We start from the raw sequence: 13,795 nt of genomic DNA, 5'->3' as shown, positions 1-13,795 counted from the left end.
GACCCGGTCGGGCCTTGCGGCCGAGGGCCGAAAGACCCTCCGACCCGTCAGACCTCCTGACCCGCCGCCACCCCGGCCGCCCCGCACGACCACCCAGCCCGCCGCCACCCCGCCGACCACCACCCCGCCGACCGCTACCCGCGCCCCGACCGCCACTCGCGCTACCGCCACCCGCCCGCGACCGATCCACCGATGGGGTGATCCGTCCGGGTGTGGCGGAACGCTCGCCGGACCGGCGCGTTTCCCAGGGCGTGCGCCCTCCGGCAGCGGCGCGCGCGGGGTTCCGCGCTGACGGGGCACCGCCTTCCGGCTGCCGCGACGGCGCATCCGGCGGTACCGCCGCGCTGTCCCATCTGGTGAGAGGTGATGTCATGGTCCTGACGACCGAGACGCGTAGACCAATCGTTTCCCCGGGCGCCGTCTGCCCCCGAGCCACTCCACCCGCAACCACTCCGCCCAGAACCGCCCCGCCGAGAAGCGCCATGCCCAGAACCCCACTGCCGAGAACCACTGCACCGCGAACCACGGCGCCGCGAACCACGGCGCCGCGAACCACGGCGCCGCGAAGCACCCCGCCCGGGGCCCCCTTCCCGGGCACCCCGTCCGCCGTCCCCCCGCTCGCACCGGGGGCACTGCCCGGCCTCGGCCACGCCCCCGCGCTGCTGCGCGACCCGCTGGGCTTCCTCGGCTCGCTCTCCCGGTACGGCGGCGTGGTGCGGATCCGGCTCGGACCCCGCACCGTCTGCGTGGTGACGGATCCGGCCCTGGTGCACACCCTGCTCGTCGCGCTCGCCCACGACTGCCCGCGCGGCGCCGTCCAGGACACCCTGAAGACGGCGTTCGGCGACGGCCTGCTGATGTCCGAGGGCGTGGCCCACCGCGACCGCCGCCGGATCCTCCAACCCGCCTTCGGCCCGGACCGGATGGCCGAGTACCTCGCGGTGATGCACCAGGTCACCGAGGAGCGCGCCGGGCGCTGGCGGCCCGGCCAGGTCCTCGACGTGGCCAAGGAGATGAACCACCTCGCGCTGGAGATCGTCACCCGCGCACTCTTCGACGCCCGACTCGGCGAGGACGCCGCCCTGGCCTTCCACCGGGCCCTTCCCGACCTGGTGAAGGGCCAGATCGTCCAGTCGCTCTACCCGCACCCCGTGCTCGCCCGGCTGCCCCTGCCGGTCAACCGGCGCTTCGACGCCGCCGTCCGGGCGCTCAACCGGGTGGTCGACCAGGCGGTCAGGGGCGGCGCCCGGTCGGGTGCCTCGACCGGCACCCTGCCCGCGCTGCTGCGCGCCGCCACCGACCCCGCCACCGGACGGGCGCCGACCGCGGCCGACGTCCGCTCCGAGGCGATCACCATGTTCGGCGCCGGGACCGAGACCGTCTCCACCACCCTCACCTGGCTGTTCGACGAACTGTTGCGCCACCCGCAGGTGGAGGCCCGCATCCTCGCCGAGCTGGACGAGCACCTGCCGGCCGGGACGGTGCCCACCCCGGAGGCTCTCGCCAGGCTCGGCTACACCCGCAGCGTCACCCGCGAGGTGCTGCGGCTGCACGCGCCGAACGCCTTCCTGATGCGGACCGCGAGCGTGCCCGTCGAGCTCGGCCGGTACCGGATCCCGGCCGGCACCGAGCTGCTGTACAGCCTCACCGCGTTGCACCGCGACCCGGCGCTGCACCCCGAACCGCTGCGCTTCGACCCCGACCGCCGTCGCGAGGACGGCGAGGCGGCCACCGCCGGGCGGCAGTCGTTCCTGCCCTTCGGGGCGGGCAAGCACAAGTGCATCGGCGAGGCCTTCGCCTGGGCGGAGCTGACCGTGGCGGCCGCCGCGATCCTGCGCCGCTGGCGGCCGACGGCCGTCCCCGGCGCCCGGGCCCGCGAGGTGGTCTGGACCACCGTTCAGGCCCAGGGCCTGCACGTGCGGCTCGCCCCGCGCGGGAGCGACACCCGGCCGCCCGCCTCCCCCGCGCCCGTCCGCGCCATCGCGACGAACCGCGACACCGCGACGAGCCGCGCCACCGCCACCGCCACCGCCACCGCCCGCCCGGCCTGCCCCGTGCCGGGCGGATCCGCCGCGCCCGGGTCCGAACCGCCGGCCCCGGAGGCCGCCCGCCGGCCGGACGAACTGCGCACCGCCACCGCCCGGCACGCCGGCTGGATCCTCGGCCACGACCTGCTCACCGCCGCCGAGCTGCCCCGCTACCAGGCCTACGCCCTGCCCAGGCTGATCGGCCACGCCTACCCCCGGGCCCGTGGCGCCGAACTCGACCTGCTGGTCGACGTCCTGGGCTGGTTCACCATCCTCGACGACCGCTTCGACGGCCCGCCCGGGCACCGGCCCGCCCAGGCCCGCGCCATCGTCGACCCGCTGCTCTCCGTCCTGGACCGGCAGGCCCCGCACGCCCTACCGGTGCAGGCCCTGCACGTCCCGGGGGCCCTTCCGGCGCAGACCCCGCCCGCCCCCGGCCTGCTCGACGCCTGGCAGGAGCTCTGGCACCGCCAGGCCGAACCAATGTCCCCCGCCTGGCGCGCCCGGGCCGCCCGCGAGTGGCGCGCGTGTCTGGAGACCTTCCTCACCGAGAGCACCCACCGGGCCGAGGGCACCGCCCCCGGTCTCGCCGAGACCATGCGGCTGCGGCGCCACGCCAGCTGCCTCTACCCGTTCATGAACATACTGGAGCGGGTCCACGGCGGGGACGCCCCGGCCCGGCTGCACGCCGAGCCCGCGCTGCACCGGCTCCGCGCGCACACCGCCGACGCCGCGACGCTGATCAACGACCTCTACTCGCTGGAGCGCGAGGAGTTGCAGCCCGCGGCGGCCTTCAACACCGTGCTGACCGTGCAGCGCGTGCGCGGCTGCACCCGCCGCCAGGCGGCCCGGACGGTCCGCGACCGGATCGCCCGCCTGCGCGAGGAGAGCGGGACGCTGCGCCGACGACTTCTGCTCGACCACCCGGCCGGGCAGTGGTACCTCGACGGGACCAGGGAGCTGGTCGACGGCGTCCTGGCGTGGACCAGCACCACCCACCGCTACCTCAGTGCCGGTCCCCGAGGGTGAACAGCAGGATGACGAAGCCCGCGAACAGGTGCGTGGCGAAGATGTAGATGCCCGCGCGGACGAGCATGGCCCTACGCCTGCTCCTCTCGTCGCTGATGCCGTCGGTCACGGTCGGGACTCCTTCGGTGGAACCGGGCTCGCCGGGGCGCCCGGTGCTCATGCGCTTGCCGTCTGGGCACCGGGCGCCCGCAGCTCGGCGAGCAGGGCGCCCTGGTCGGTGATCAGCTCGGTGAGGATGCGGCGGGCGGCACGCAGCAGCTCGGCGACGTCGGGCGTGCTCAGCGCGTACACCACGGTGTTCCCCTCGCGGGTGGCGGTGACCAGCCGGGTGCGGCGCAGCACGGCGAGCTGCTGGGAGAGGCTGGACGGCTCGATCTCGATCGCCGCCAGCAGCTCGCGCACCGGCCGGGGCCCGTCCTGGAGCAGCTCCAGGACGCGGATCCGCACCGGGTGCCCGAGGGTGCGGAAGAACTCCGCCTTGGCCTGGTACAGCGGGACCGGCATCATCCGCCCTCTTCCTGGTCTCTCCGCCGCTCCGGTGCGGGCCCGTCCGCGCCTGCCGGCCTGTTGGTCGCGCCCGCGCGGCCGGGGAGCATCATCCATGCAGATGAAGAATTCTTCAAGTCGTCACGACCCGCCCCGACCCCGCACCCCCCGCCCCGGGGGCCGTCACGGCTTCGGGCTGCCCGAGGAGGTCGGATCCGGGGCGCCGGGTGCCGGGAGCTTGGCGCACAGGGCGGTGGGGAACTGCGGCTCGGCCCGCTGGACCGCCGCGCAACCGGGCTCACCGGAGGTGGTGATCACCGACCAGCCGGTGGGCTGGAAGCGGTAGAACCAGCGCTGGCTGCGCGGGTGGCTGTCGCAGCCCGGACCGGCGTCTCCGCAGGCCGGCCCGGTGGGGGAGGAGATGTCCAGGACGAGCCAGCGCCCGTCGCAGCCGCGTGCCCGCCAGGTGCTGTGCTTCGGCGTGTCGGCGCCGGCCGCGGCCCTGCCGTAGGCCTCGTCGGTACAGCCGGTGGGAGCCGGGTCGCAGCCGCCCTGGCCGCACTCCCGCAGGGCCGGCGGGGTGGCGCCCCGGACGGTGTAGACGTGGCTGTTGTCGACGCTGACCAGCTGGTCGCCGAGCGGCCCGGGCAGCGGGACACCGATGTTGCTGGGCTCGGACTGGGTGCAGCCGGAGCGGCGGTCCATGGAGCGGGTCTCGTAGGTGATCTGGACGAAGACGGTGCCGCGCTCGACCGACCGGACCTCGCCCTTCAGTCCGCGCGCGCAGTTCGGCGCGCCGGAGGCGACGGGGAAGTCCACGACCAGGCCGCGGCCGCCGTCGGTGGTGCGGACCGCGGTGATGGTCGTGGGGCTGACCGTGGTCCAGGGGATCTCGGCGGTGTCGGTGACCGCGGAGCCGTCCCCGTCGGGCCCGCCCGCGTCCCCCGAGGGCGCGGCACGGCTGCCGCAGGCGGTGAGCAGCAGGGCCGCCAGCAGGGCCAGGGCCCCGGCGGCGCGCTTGCGGGTGCGCACATGCATGATCATCGTTACCCCCCGGTACGGTCGTGTGCCGGTCAACCGTACCCGGGGCGCCGGCCGCGGACGCGCCGGGGCGGCTCCACCGGCCCCGGCACTGGCCGGACCGGCACGCGCACCGCCCTGCCCGTCCCGCCCGGGTCGCACCCGGCGGGGACGGACAGGGCGGGCGACCAGGCGACCGCCTCAGCCGGCCCGGGAGTGTCGCGCACAACTCCCGGACCGGGCTGGTCCCGTGGACAGAGGTCAGCAGACCACCGGCACGTCGACGGTCACCGGCACCGGGCCCCACGGGTAGGTGGCGACGCTGAAGCTGCCGTGCACGGTGGAGCCGCACGGCACGGTGCCGCCGACGCCGTTGACGCGCACGGTCGAGGCCGTGAACAGGGTGCGCCCGCTGACCGAACCGAGCGAGGCGCCGCCGACCACCTGGCCGGAGAGGCCGGTGAGGAGCTCCTGGGTCTGCGGCCACGGGGTGCCCGGGCTCGGCGGACCGGCCAGGCTGATCTGGCCGTACAGCTGGACGCTGTCACCGGTGACCTCGGCACAGACCTTGGTCATCAGGCCGGCCTGCAGGCCGGAGGCACCGCAGGTCACCGTGGTGGTGGCGGTGGTGGTGGCGGCACCGGCCTCGACGGGGACGGCAAGCAGGGCGGCGGCGCCGGCAGCGCCCGCCGCGATCAGGGCGATTCGGTTCATCGGAGTACTCCTTCAGTCATCTATGTAACGCCACATGTGAAATTTCACATGTGGCGCCACGAACTCTGTCATGCGATTCGAATGCCCAGGCGACGATCTCCGCCTGAATCCCTCAGCGGACCGGAAATCGACCTTCGATGGCGTGATCAGACCCTCCGTCAGGTCCGCGACCCGCACCAGGTTCACGGCCGCCGACAGGCCCGCCACCAGGCCAGCGATCCGCGCCGGTCAACGCCACCGGCCTACGCCCCCGCGCCACCGGTCAACGCTCCGCCCCCGCCGCCCTCAGCGCCCGGGAGTGGTCTCCAGCCCCTCCAGGACGGCCTTGAACTCATGGGCGATCCGCAGCACGTACTCACCGTCCTGATAGTCCGTCAACCGGATCACCTCGCCGGGCAGCCACCAGTGCAGATGCGGGCTCAGACCGTCCGGGACCTCGGCGTACCTGGTCCGGGCCCAGCGGGCCAGGGCGGCGAGGCTGGGGTAGAGGCTGCGGCCGCGGATCGCGTGGAAGGCGAGCTCGTATCGGGACGGGAAGGCGAACACCGCCCCCTCCGGGCCGAGCGGCAGGCCCGTCAACTCGTCGACCAGGTCGTCCAGGTAGGTCATCCGGCCGGCGGTGAACATCGAACTGCCGGACACCACGTCGAAGCGGGTGCCGTCCTGGTCCCGGACCACCTCGTGGCGCTCGATCAGCAGGCCGCGCAGGTTGTTGCGCGCCTGGAAGCGCAGCCCGACCGGATCCCCCAACCGCTCCTCGTCCGCCCGGGAGAGGGTCTGCATGCCCTGCGGGGCCTCCACCGCCAGGAACTCGTGGAACCCGGGCGCCACGAACGGCGCATGGACGGCGGCCTCCAGAACCGGCAGGTTCGCGGCGTCGACCACCAACGGGTGGATCCGGCCGAGGAGTTCCTCCGTCGGGAGTCGCTCCAGCGCCGACGGGCCGGTCACCTCCCGCACCAGCTCGGCCACCTCGGCGGTGACCACAACCCCCCAGTCCTCGCCCGCGAGATCCGCCGCGCGGGCCGCCTCCATCACCGTGAGCAGGCTGTACTGCCGGCCCTGCCCGTCCGTGGCGGAGTCGCCCGTGACGGTCACCGGCAGCCCGTGGTCGTCGAACGCGGCCCGCACCAGCAGCCGTAGCAGCCGGACCCCTTCGGCGGTCGCTAGCGCCGGGCCGCCCGCGCGGTGCGCTCTGACCTCCACGGCGATGCCGTCGACCGTCTCCTCGACGAGAAACGGAGCCACCGGCACCCGATCGGCCCTTGCCCTCGCCCGCCGCTCACGCCAGTCCTGAAACCTGCCCACCCGTCACCACTCCCCCTGGTCTCCCCGGGCGCCAGTCTAGGTCCTGTCCGCTCGATACCGGCGGAGCAGCGCGCGGCTCCCCCGGCTCCCGGCCGGCGGACACCCCCGGCGCCGCGCCCGCCGCCGCCCGGCCCGCGCTCCCCTCCCGGCCCGCGCTCCCCCGGTCGGCGGGTATCCGCCGCGCGGGCGGGCGCGTTGGACGCGGTGTGAAGCGCATCCTCGCCGTCGCCGCCGCCGTCCTGGCCCTGGTGGCCGCCGCCGCGCCGCCCCCGTACCTGCTCGGCGACGAGATCCGGCGGATCCCCACGGATGAGCGGGTGATGGCGCTGACCTTCAACGCGGCCTGGGACGACACCGGGTTGGACACCGTCCTGGCGGTGCTGCGGGAGCGGTCGGCCCCGGCCACCTTCTTCCCCACCGGGCAGTACGCCGAGCAGCACCCGGACGCGGTGCGGGCGATGGCCGCCGCCGGCCACGGGCTCGGCAACCACTCCTACAGCCATCCGCGGTTCGACGGGCTCGGCCCGCAGCAGGCCCGCGCCGAGGTGCTGCGCGCGGACGCGGCGATCCGTACGGCCTCCGGCGCCGAGCCGCTGCCGTTCTTCCGCTTCCCGTACAGCGAGACCACCCCGCAGGGCATCGCGGACGTCAACGCCCTGGGCTTCGCCGACATCGAGTTCACCGCGGACACCAACGGCTATCTCGGCGAGGAGGGTGGCATGACCGTCCGGAAGGCCGTCGACCGGGCCCTCGCCGCCCTCGTCCCCGGCGGGATCCTCCAGCTCCACGTCGGCGTGTCCGACCAGGAGGGACCGTGCCTGGACGCGCAGGCCCTGCCGCTGATCCTCGATGCCGTGGGCGCCCGCGGCTACCGGATCCTGGACCTGCGCACCCTGCTCGACGGCGCGACCGCCCGCTGACCGTCTTGACCCGCTCTGGCCAGCTTTGAAGCTTTGGCGCGAACTACCGCAGCCCGGAGCGGAGTTCGTCGACCCGCTGGAGGGCCTCGGTGAACGCCGTGCGGTCCAGGCGGCCGCTGTCCAGGGCCTCGGCGAGGGCGGCGGCGGCCTCCTCGCCCTGCTGGACGTCACGGGCCGAGCAGAGCAGCAGGTCCATCCCGGCGTCGGCGGCGGCCAGTGCGCGCGGTCCCGTCCCCCCGTACGAGGCCAGCGCCTTCGCCTCCAGCGCGTCGGTGACGGTGACGCCCTGGAAGCCGAGGCGCTCCCGCAGCTCGCCCTGCACCACCACGGGCGACAGGCCCGCCGGACGCGCCGCGTCGAGGGCCGGGTAGACCGCCCAGGAGGCCATCACCAGCCGGACACCGGCACCGATCGCGGCCCGGTACGGCTCCTCGCCGCGGGCGCGGAGCTCGGCGAGCGGCACCGGCAGGGTGACCGGCTGCTCGTCGGTGTTCTGGTCGCGGGCGGCGCTGCCGAGACCGGGGAAGTGCTTGGCCGTCGCCGCGACCTGGAGGTCCTGCTGGGCGGTGAGGAAGCTGGCGCCCAACTCGGCGACGGTGGAAGGGTCCTGTCCGTAGGAGCGCTCGTGGTGGTCGATGAAGTTGTCGGCGGTGTCGTAGACGTCGAGGACGGGAGCGAGGTTGACGTTCAGCCCGATGTCCGCGAGGGTGCGGCCGGCTCCGGCACCCGACCGGGCCGCCTCGGCGACCGGGTGCGCGGACCGGCCGGTCCGGCGGGCCGAGAGCTCGGGCGCGCCGGGCAGCCGGCGGACCTTGCCGCCCTCCTGGTCGGTCATCAACAGCAGCGGCGCCCCGGTCGGGGACTGCGCCGCCGCCTCGCGCAACTGTGCGACGGCGGCCAGGATCTGGTCCGGGCCGGTGACGTTCTCGCCGAACAGGATCACCCCGGCGGCGCGGCCCTCACGGATGGCCTGGAGCAGTTCGGGCGGCGGGGTCGGGCCCGGGTAGGAGTAGACGATCCGCCGGCCGGCGAGCAGCCGGGAGTCCGCGGTGGTGGCCGGGGTGGTGCCCGGCGCGGTGTCCGGGTTGGCGCCCGGTATCGACTCCGGTGCGGTCACGGGCGGTGTCCTCTCCGCGGAGGTCGGCGGCTGCAGGGGCGTGCGCACCGCTTCGGGCGGCGACGTGCACAGGGCGGCCAGCAGCAGGCCGAGCGCCGCGACGGGGGCGATCCGCCGGAGCCAGAGCACGGGGCCTCCCGGAGGGCGGGGTCGGGTTCGCTGCGCCAGGCTATCGGGGCCCGCGCGCCCCGGCAGCCCGAAGGTCCCAACTCGGCCCGCCGCCGAAGCCCGTCCCGGCGGCCGCCCTGCTCACCCCGCCCTGCTCACCCCGCCCTGCTCACCCAAGCCCGCTCACCCCGCTCCGCGCACCCCGCGCCGCTCACCCCGCTCCGCGCACCAGTCGGCCGAGTACCGCCACCCCCTCGGCGATCTCGCCCGGCGTGCCCGCCGCGTACCCGAGGACCAGACCCGGCGGGTGCGGCAGCCGGGCGTGCCAGGAGAGCGGCTGCACCTTCACCCCGCCGGCCAGTGCGGCCGTGGCGAGTTCGGTGTCGGAGCAGCGCAGACCGCCCGGAAAGGTGACCATCAGGTGCAGCCCGGCGGCCGCGCCGTGCACGGCCGCGCCCGGCAGCTCGGCGCCGATCGCGGTGATCATCGCGTCCCGGCGGCGCCGGTGGCGGCGGCGCAGCAGCCGCAGGTGCCGCTCCAGCTCGCCGGACTCCATCAGCCGGGCCAGGACCAGCTGCGGCAGCACCGCGTTGCCCAGGTCGGCGAAGCGCTTGGCCGCGAGGACGGCCTCCCGGTAGCGGGGCGGGGCGAGCAGCCAGCCGGTCCGCAGGGCGGGGGCGAGCAGCTTGGAGATGCTGCCCGTGTAGCAGACCTGGTCGGGGACGGCTGAGTGCAGCGCGGGCACCGGGGGCCGGTCGTAGCGGTGTTCGGCGTCGTAGTCGTCCTCGATGACCAGACCGCCCTCGGCGGCCCAGCGGAGCAGTTCGCGGCGCCGGCCGCCGCCGAGCACCACGCCGGTCGGGAACTGGTGGGCGGGGGTGAGCAGCACGGCCGGGGCCCCGGTGGCGCGCAGCGCGTCGACCCGGATGCCCTCGGCGTCGACCGGGACGGGCGGGGTGGCGGTGAGCCAGTGGCCGAGGTGCTGGCGGACCCCGAGCGAGCCCGGGTCCTCTACCGCGACCTCGGAGATGCCGTCCTGGCCGAACGCCTGGCCGAGCAGGGCGAGGGCCTGTGCGGTGCCGGCGACGATCAGGACGTCCTGCGGGTCGACCCGGATGCCCCGGTAGCGGGCCAGCCAGTGGGTCACGGCCAGGCGCAGCGCGGGTGTGCCGCGCGGGTCCCCGTAGCCGAGGTCGTGCGGGGACAGGCCGTCGAGGACGGCGCGTTCGGCGCGCAGCCAGGCGGCGCGGGGGAAGGCGGCGAGGTCGGGCCGGCCGGGTGAGAGGTCGATCCGGGCGGGGGCGGCGCGCAGTGCGTCGAAGCTCTCGGGGACGGGGTCGGTGTCGAACAGGGACCGGTCGGCCGGACGGGGTGGCCGGGGCGGCCGGGGCGGCCGGGGCTGCTGGGCCTCCTGAGCCGACCGCCCGGATTTGACGGGCTGGACGGGCTGGGCCGACTGGGCGACCACGACGGTGCCGCCCCGGCCGCGCCCGGCGATCTGGCCCTCCTCGGTGAGCCGCCGGTAGGCGTCGGTGACGACCCCCCGGGAGACCCGCAGCTCGTCGGCCAGGACCCGGGTGGCGGGCAGGCGGCCGCCCGCGGGCAGTCGGCCGTCCGCGATCGCCTGCCGCAGCCGCCGGGCGAGCCAGTCGGCGAGCCCGCCGGGCGGGGCCTCGGCGGTGTCGAGCTGGAGGAAGTCGGCGCCCGCCGCTTTGGACCTGTCGTCGGGCTGCTGATTGGACCTGTTCACCGGTCCATTGTCGGGGCCAGGGTGGGGACATGACCACCACGCAGACCACTTCTCCCACGACCGCCTCGCCCACGACCGCGGACGACCCCGACCGCGCGCCCGGCCGCGACTACGTCCACGGCTACTCGGACACCGAGGCCCGGCGGCTCGGCGACCAGGCGGACACCCTCGCGGAGCTGCTGCACGCCGGCACCTCCTACCCGGCGGGCAGCCGGGTGCTGGAGGCCGGCTGCGGGGTCGGGGCGCAGACGGTGCACCTGCTGGCCTCCAGCCCCGGGGTTCACCTCACGGCGGCCGACATCTCGGCCGACTCGCTCGCCCAGGCGCGGGCCCGGGTCGCGGCGCAGGCGCCCGGTGCGCAGCCGGTCTGGCACCACGGGGACCTGCACGAGCTGCCGTTCGCCGACGACTCCTTCGACCACGTCTTCGTCTGCTTCGTGCTGGAGCACCTGGCGGACCCCGCGGCGGCGCTGGCCGCCCTGCGGCGGGTGCTGCGGCCGGGCGGCACGATCACGGTGATCGAGGGCGACCACGGGTCCGCCTTCTTCCACCCGGACAGCGCCGCCGCCCGGGCGGCCGTCGGCCACCTGGTCCGGCTGCAGGCCGGGGCCGGCGGCGACAGCCTGGTCGGCCGGCGGCTCTACCCGCTGCTGGCGGAGGCCGGCTTCGGGGACGTCGCGGTCCGCCCGCGCACCGTCTACGCGGACGGCGGCCGCCCCGCGCTGGTCGAGGGCTTCACCCGGCGCACCTTCATCACCATGGTCGAGTCCGTGCGCGCGGACGCGCTCGCCGCCGGGCTCGCCACGGCGGCCGAGTTCGACCGGGGCATCGAGGAGCTGCGGCGCACGGCGCAGGAGGGCGGGACGTTCCACTACACCTTCTTCAAGGCGGTCGCGGTCAACCCGTAGCGGGCGCCCGCTCCCCGACCCGGTGCCCGGCAGGGCAGTCAGGGCTGTCAGGGCTCGTCCGGGCTGTCGCCGAGTGAGGCGAGCAGGGTGCGCAGGACCTCGACCAGCGCCTCGGTCTGCGCCTCGTCGATACCGGCCAGGAGGCGGCGTTCGGTGGCGAGGTGGTCGGGCAGGGCGCGGTCGACCAGGGCGTAGCCCTCGGGGGTGAGGGCGACCTCCCGGCTGCGGCCGTCGGAGCCGCTGGCGGTGCGGGTGACCAGCCCCCGCGCCTCCAGCCGGTCGAGCCGCTGGGTGATGGCACCGGAGGTGACCATCGCGGAGCGCATCAGCCCGGTGGGCGTGAGCCGGTAGGGCGGGCCGCTGCGGCGCAGGGTCGCGAGGACGTCGAAGGAGGGGGCGTCCAGGTCGTGCCCGGCGAAGTTCTGCTTCAGCTCGGCCTCGACCAGCCGGGACAGCCGCTTGAGGCGTCCGATCACCTCCATCGGGGAGACGTCCAGGTCGGGGCGCTCGGCGCCCCACTGCTTCACCAGTCGGTCCACATGATCTGCCACCGCTTCAGCCTAGAGGATTACTTAGCGGTGAGATACATCACAGCACTCGAACGGACGCGATACCTTAGCGCTGAGATACATTGGCTTAGTGCTAAGGAATCGAACCGCCATCGTGCTGGTGACCGCTCTCGCCCCCGCCATCTGGGGCTCGACCTACCTCGTCACCACGGAACTGCTCCCGCCCGACCGCCCGCTGCTCGCCGGGGTGATGCGGGCCCTGCCCGCCGGGCTCCTCCTCGTCGCCGTCACCCGGCGGCTGCCGCAGGGCAGCTGGTGGTGGCGCTCGCTCGTCCTCGGCGCGCTCAACATCGGCGCCTTCTTCGCCCTGCTCTTCATCGCCGCCTACCGCCTCCCCGGCGGGGTCGCGGCCACCGTCGGCGCCGTCCAGCCGCTACTCGCCGCCGGGCTCTCCGCCGGACTGCTCGGCAACCGGCTCACGCTGCGGACCGTGCTGTCCGGCATCGCCGGGATCGCCGGCGTCAGCCTCCTGGTCCTGCGGTCCAACGCCCAGCTGGACGCCATCGGGGTCGCCGCCGCGCTCGGCGGCGCGGTGGTGATGGCCCTCGGCGTCGTCCTCTCCAAGCGCTGGGCCTCCCCCGCCCCGCTGCTCGCCACGACCGGCTGGCAGCTCACCGCGGGCGGCCTGCTGCTGCTCCCGGTCGCCCTGCTCGTCGAGGGCGCCCCGCCGTCCCACCTCACCGGCGCCAACCTGCTCGGCTACGGCTACCTCACGCTGATCGGCGCCGCCATCGCGTACGCGCTGTGGTTCCGGGGGATCCGCGCACTGCCGCCGACCTCCGTCGCCTTCCTCGGCCTGCTCAGCCCGGTGGTCGCCACCGCCCTCGGCTGGCTCGCCCTCGGCCAGGACCTCTCGCCCGTCCAGGGGCTCGGGGCGCTGATCGTGCTCGGCTCGCTGGTCGCCGCCCAGACCCAGAAGCCGCGCGGCGCACAGCCAGCGCAATCCCCGCAGCCCGCGCAATCCCCGCAGGCCGCACAGCCCGCCCGGCCCGAGCCGACCGCGGCCCCGGTGGCGGGACGCCCGCACGCCTCCTGACCGCGCACCCGCACCCGCAGTCACAACCACAGTCCCACCCGCCAAGGAGAGCACCATGAACATCACCGTCTTCGGAGCAACCGGGAACGTCGGCAGCCGCGTGGTCGCCGAGGCGCTCGCCCGCGGCCACCGCGTCACCGCCGTGGTCCGCAACCCGGCCAAGCCGCACGGCCTCCCGGCGGCGGCCGCGATCGCGGTCGGCGACGCCCGCCACCCGGAGGACGTCGCCCGCCTCGCCGCCGGCCAGGACGCGGTGATCAGCGCGACCCGCCCGGCACCCGGCAGCGAGTCCGAACTGGCCACGGCCACCAAGGGCCTGCTGGCCGGCCTGGCCGGGACGGGCGTCCGCCTCCTGGTCGTCGGGGGTGCCGGCAGCCTCACCCTGCCCGGCGGGGACGGCGCCACCGTCGTCGACGACCCGGACTTCCCGCCCGCCTGGCTCCCCATCGCCCTCGCCTGCAACGAGCAGCTCGACCTCCACCGCCTCGACACCGAGGTCGACTGGGCCTACCTCAGCCCCGCCGCCCTGCTCGAGCCGGGCGAGCGCACCGGCCGCTACCGCCTCGGCCGCGACGAACTCCTGGTCGACGCCGACGGCACCTCGGCCATCTCCATGGAGGACCTCGCCGTCGCCCTGCTCGACGAGGCCGAGACCCCGGCCCACCACCGCACCCGGTTCACCGCCGCCTACTGACCTCCCCTCACCGCCCAGTGCCCCGGCCCCCACCGGGGCACGCGCGCATACAGAAGGGGCCGCCCCCGCCGTCCGGGGGGTGTCCCCAGCACCACCCCCTGAACTGGAG

General features: G+C 75.5%; 13 protein-coding genes. 5 read left to right on the top strand and 8 right to left on the bottom strand.

Annotated elements, in window-relative coordinates:
- Nucleotides 1-482: 482 nt before the first annotated feature.
- Nucleotides 483-3,056, top strand: coding sequence for a cytochrome P450 (locus ACIGZJ_RS28260; protein ID WP_396459882.1), 2,574 nt, complete (start codon nucleotides 483-485; stop codon nucleotides 3,054-3,056).
- On the opposite strand, the gene ACIGZJ_RS28255 is transcribed toward ACIGZJ_RS28260, so the two are convergent.
- The 5 genes from ACIGZJ_RS28255 to ACIGZJ_RS28235 all read right to left on the bottom strand — a co-directional run bounded on the left by ACIGZJ_RS28255 (nucleotide 3,034) and on the right by ACIGZJ_RS28235 (nucleotide 6,524).
- Nucleotides 3,034-3,165, bottom strand: a complete 132-nt coding sequence (locus ACIGZJ_RS28255; protein WP_396459881.1) for a DUF6126 family protein — start codon at nucleotides 3,163-3,165, stop codon at nucleotides 3,034-3,036. The two genes, ACIGZJ_RS28260 and ACIGZJ_RS28255, sit on opposite strands and share 23 nt — an antisense overlap.
- Before the next feature lie 47 nt (nucleotides 3,166-3,212).
- Complete coding sequence (locus ACIGZJ_RS28250) at nucleotides 3,213-3,560, bottom strand: ArsR/SmtB family transcription factor (protein ID WP_396459947.1); 348 nt, start codon at nucleotides 3,558-3,560, stop codon at nucleotides 3,213-3,215.
- A 165-nt stretch (nucleotides 3,561-3,725) separates the two neighbouring features.
- Nucleotides 3,726-4,574 carry a hypothetical protein gene (locus ACIGZJ_RS28245; protein WP_396459880.1) on the bottom strand — a complete coding sequence of 283 codons (849 nt, stop codon included), beginning with the start codon at nucleotides 4,572-4,574 and terminating at the stop codon, nucleotides 3,726-3,728.
- A gap of 249 nt (nucleotides 4,575-4,823) precedes the next feature.
- A complete protein-coding gene (locus ACIGZJ_RS28240) occupies nucleotides 4,824-5,276 on the bottom strand; it encodes a hypothetical protein (protein WP_396459879.1) in 453 nt (150 codons plus the stop codon).
- Nucleotides 5,277-5,561: 285 nt separating this feature from the next.
- Nucleotides 5,562-6,524 (bottom strand): hypothetical protein, encoded by a 963-nt coding sequence (locus ACIGZJ_RS28235; RefSeq protein ID WP_396459878.1) that lies wholly within the window; start codon nucleotides 6,522-6,524, stop codon nucleotides 5,562-5,564.
- A gap of 266 nt (nucleotides 6,525-6,790) precedes the next feature.
- Here ACIGZJ_RS28235 and ACIGZJ_RS28230 point away from each other — a divergent pair, with 266 nt between their 5' ends.
- Complete coding sequence (locus ACIGZJ_RS28230) at nucleotides 6,791-7,504, top strand: polysaccharide deacetylase family protein (RefSeq protein WP_396459877.1); 714 nt, start codon at nucleotides 6,791-6,793, stop codon at nucleotides 7,502-7,504.
- Between the two features lie 43 nt (nucleotides 7,505-7,547).
- On the opposite strand, the gene ACIGZJ_RS28225 is transcribed toward ACIGZJ_RS28230, so the two are convergent.
- Both ACIGZJ_RS28225 and ACIGZJ_RS28220 read right to left on the bottom strand, forming a co-directional pair.
- The gene (locus ACIGZJ_RS28225; protein WP_396459876.1) at nucleotides 7,548-8,750 is read right to left on the bottom strand and encodes a glycoside hydrolase family 3 N-terminal domain-containing protein; all 1,203 of its coding nucleotides are present in this window, start codon (nucleotides 8,748-8,750) and stop codon (nucleotides 7,548-7,550) included.
- 190 nt (nucleotides 8,751-8,940) lie between these two features.
- The gene (locus ACIGZJ_RS28220; protein WP_396459875.1) at nucleotides 8,941-10,479 is read right to left on the bottom strand and encodes a PLP-dependent aminotransferase family protein; all 1,539 of its coding nucleotides are present in this window, start codon (nucleotides 10,477-10,479) and stop codon (nucleotides 8,941-8,943) included.
- Between the two features lie 29 nt (nucleotides 10,480-10,508).
- Between ACIGZJ_RS28220 and ACIGZJ_RS28215 the strand changes: the two genes are divergently transcribed.
- Nucleotides 10,509-11,387, top strand: a complete 879-nt coding sequence (locus tag ACIGZJ_RS28215) for a methyltransferase domain-containing protein (protein WP_396459874.1) — start codon at nucleotides 10,509-10,511, stop codon at nucleotides 11,385-11,387.
- Nucleotides 11,388-11,434: 47 nt separating this feature from the next.
- Here the strand turns inward: ACIGZJ_RS28215 and ACIGZJ_RS28210 are convergent, their stop codons facing one another.
- The gene (locus ACIGZJ_RS28210; RefSeq protein WP_396459873.1) at nucleotides 11,435-11,938 is read right to left on the bottom strand and encodes a MarR family winged helix-turn-helix transcriptional regulator; all 504 of its coding nucleotides are present in this window, start codon (nucleotides 11,936-11,938) and stop codon (nucleotides 11,435-11,437) included.
- A gap of 88 nt (nucleotides 11,939-12,026) precedes the next feature.
- On the opposite strand from ACIGZJ_RS28210, the gene ACIGZJ_RS28205 reads away from it, so the two are divergent.
- Together ACIGZJ_RS28205 and ACIGZJ_RS28200 are read left to right on the top strand one after the other, a co-directional pair.
- Nucleotides 12,027-12,992, top strand: a complete 966-nt coding sequence (locus ACIGZJ_RS28205) for an EamA family transporter (protein ID WP_396459872.1) — start codon at nucleotides 12,027-12,029, stop codon at nucleotides 12,990-12,992.
- A 55-nt stretch (nucleotides 12,993-13,047) separates the two neighbouring features.
- Nucleotides 13,048-13,686, top strand: a complete 639-nt coding sequence (locus tag ACIGZJ_RS28200; protein WP_396459871.1) for an NAD(P)-dependent oxidoreductase — start codon at nucleotides 13,048-13,050, stop codon at nucleotides 13,684-13,686.
- The last annotated feature ends 109 nt before the right edge of the window (nucleotides 13,687-13,795 follow it).

The organism is Kitasatospora sp. NPDC052868, assembly GCF_044547105.1.
In the GTDB taxonomy this organism is placed as follows: Bacteria; Actinomycetota; Actinomycetes; order Streptomycetales; family Streptomycetaceae; genus Kitasatospora.
The sequence above is the reverse complement of the archived record's forward strand: the minus strand, read 5'-3'. Positions and strand labels throughout refer to the sequence as shown.

What these genes read in the sequence shown, in the direction of transcription:
- ACIGZJ_RS28240 (WP_396459879.1), bottom strand. Translation starts at nt 5,276, where the DNA reads ATGAACCGAATCGCCCTGATCGCGGCGGGCGCTGCCGGCGCCGCCGCC.
- ACIGZJ_RS28250 (WP_396459947.1), bottom strand. Translation starts at nt 3,560, where the DNA reads ATGCCGGTCCCGCTGTACCAGGCCAAGGCGGAGTTCTTCCGCACCCTC.
- ACIGZJ_RS28200 (WP_396459871.1), top strand. Translation starts at nt 13,048, where the DNA reads ATGAACATCACCGTCTTCGGAGCAACCGGGAACGTCGGCAGCCGCGTG.
- ACIGZJ_RS28215 (WP_396459874.1), top strand. Translation starts at nt 10,509, where the DNA reads ATGACCACCACGCAGACCACTTCTCCCACGACCGCCTCGCCCACGACC.
- ACIGZJ_RS28260 (WP_396459882.1), top strand. Translation starts at nt 483, where the DNA reads ATGCCCAGAACCCCACTGCCGAGAACCACTGCACCGCGAACCACGGCG.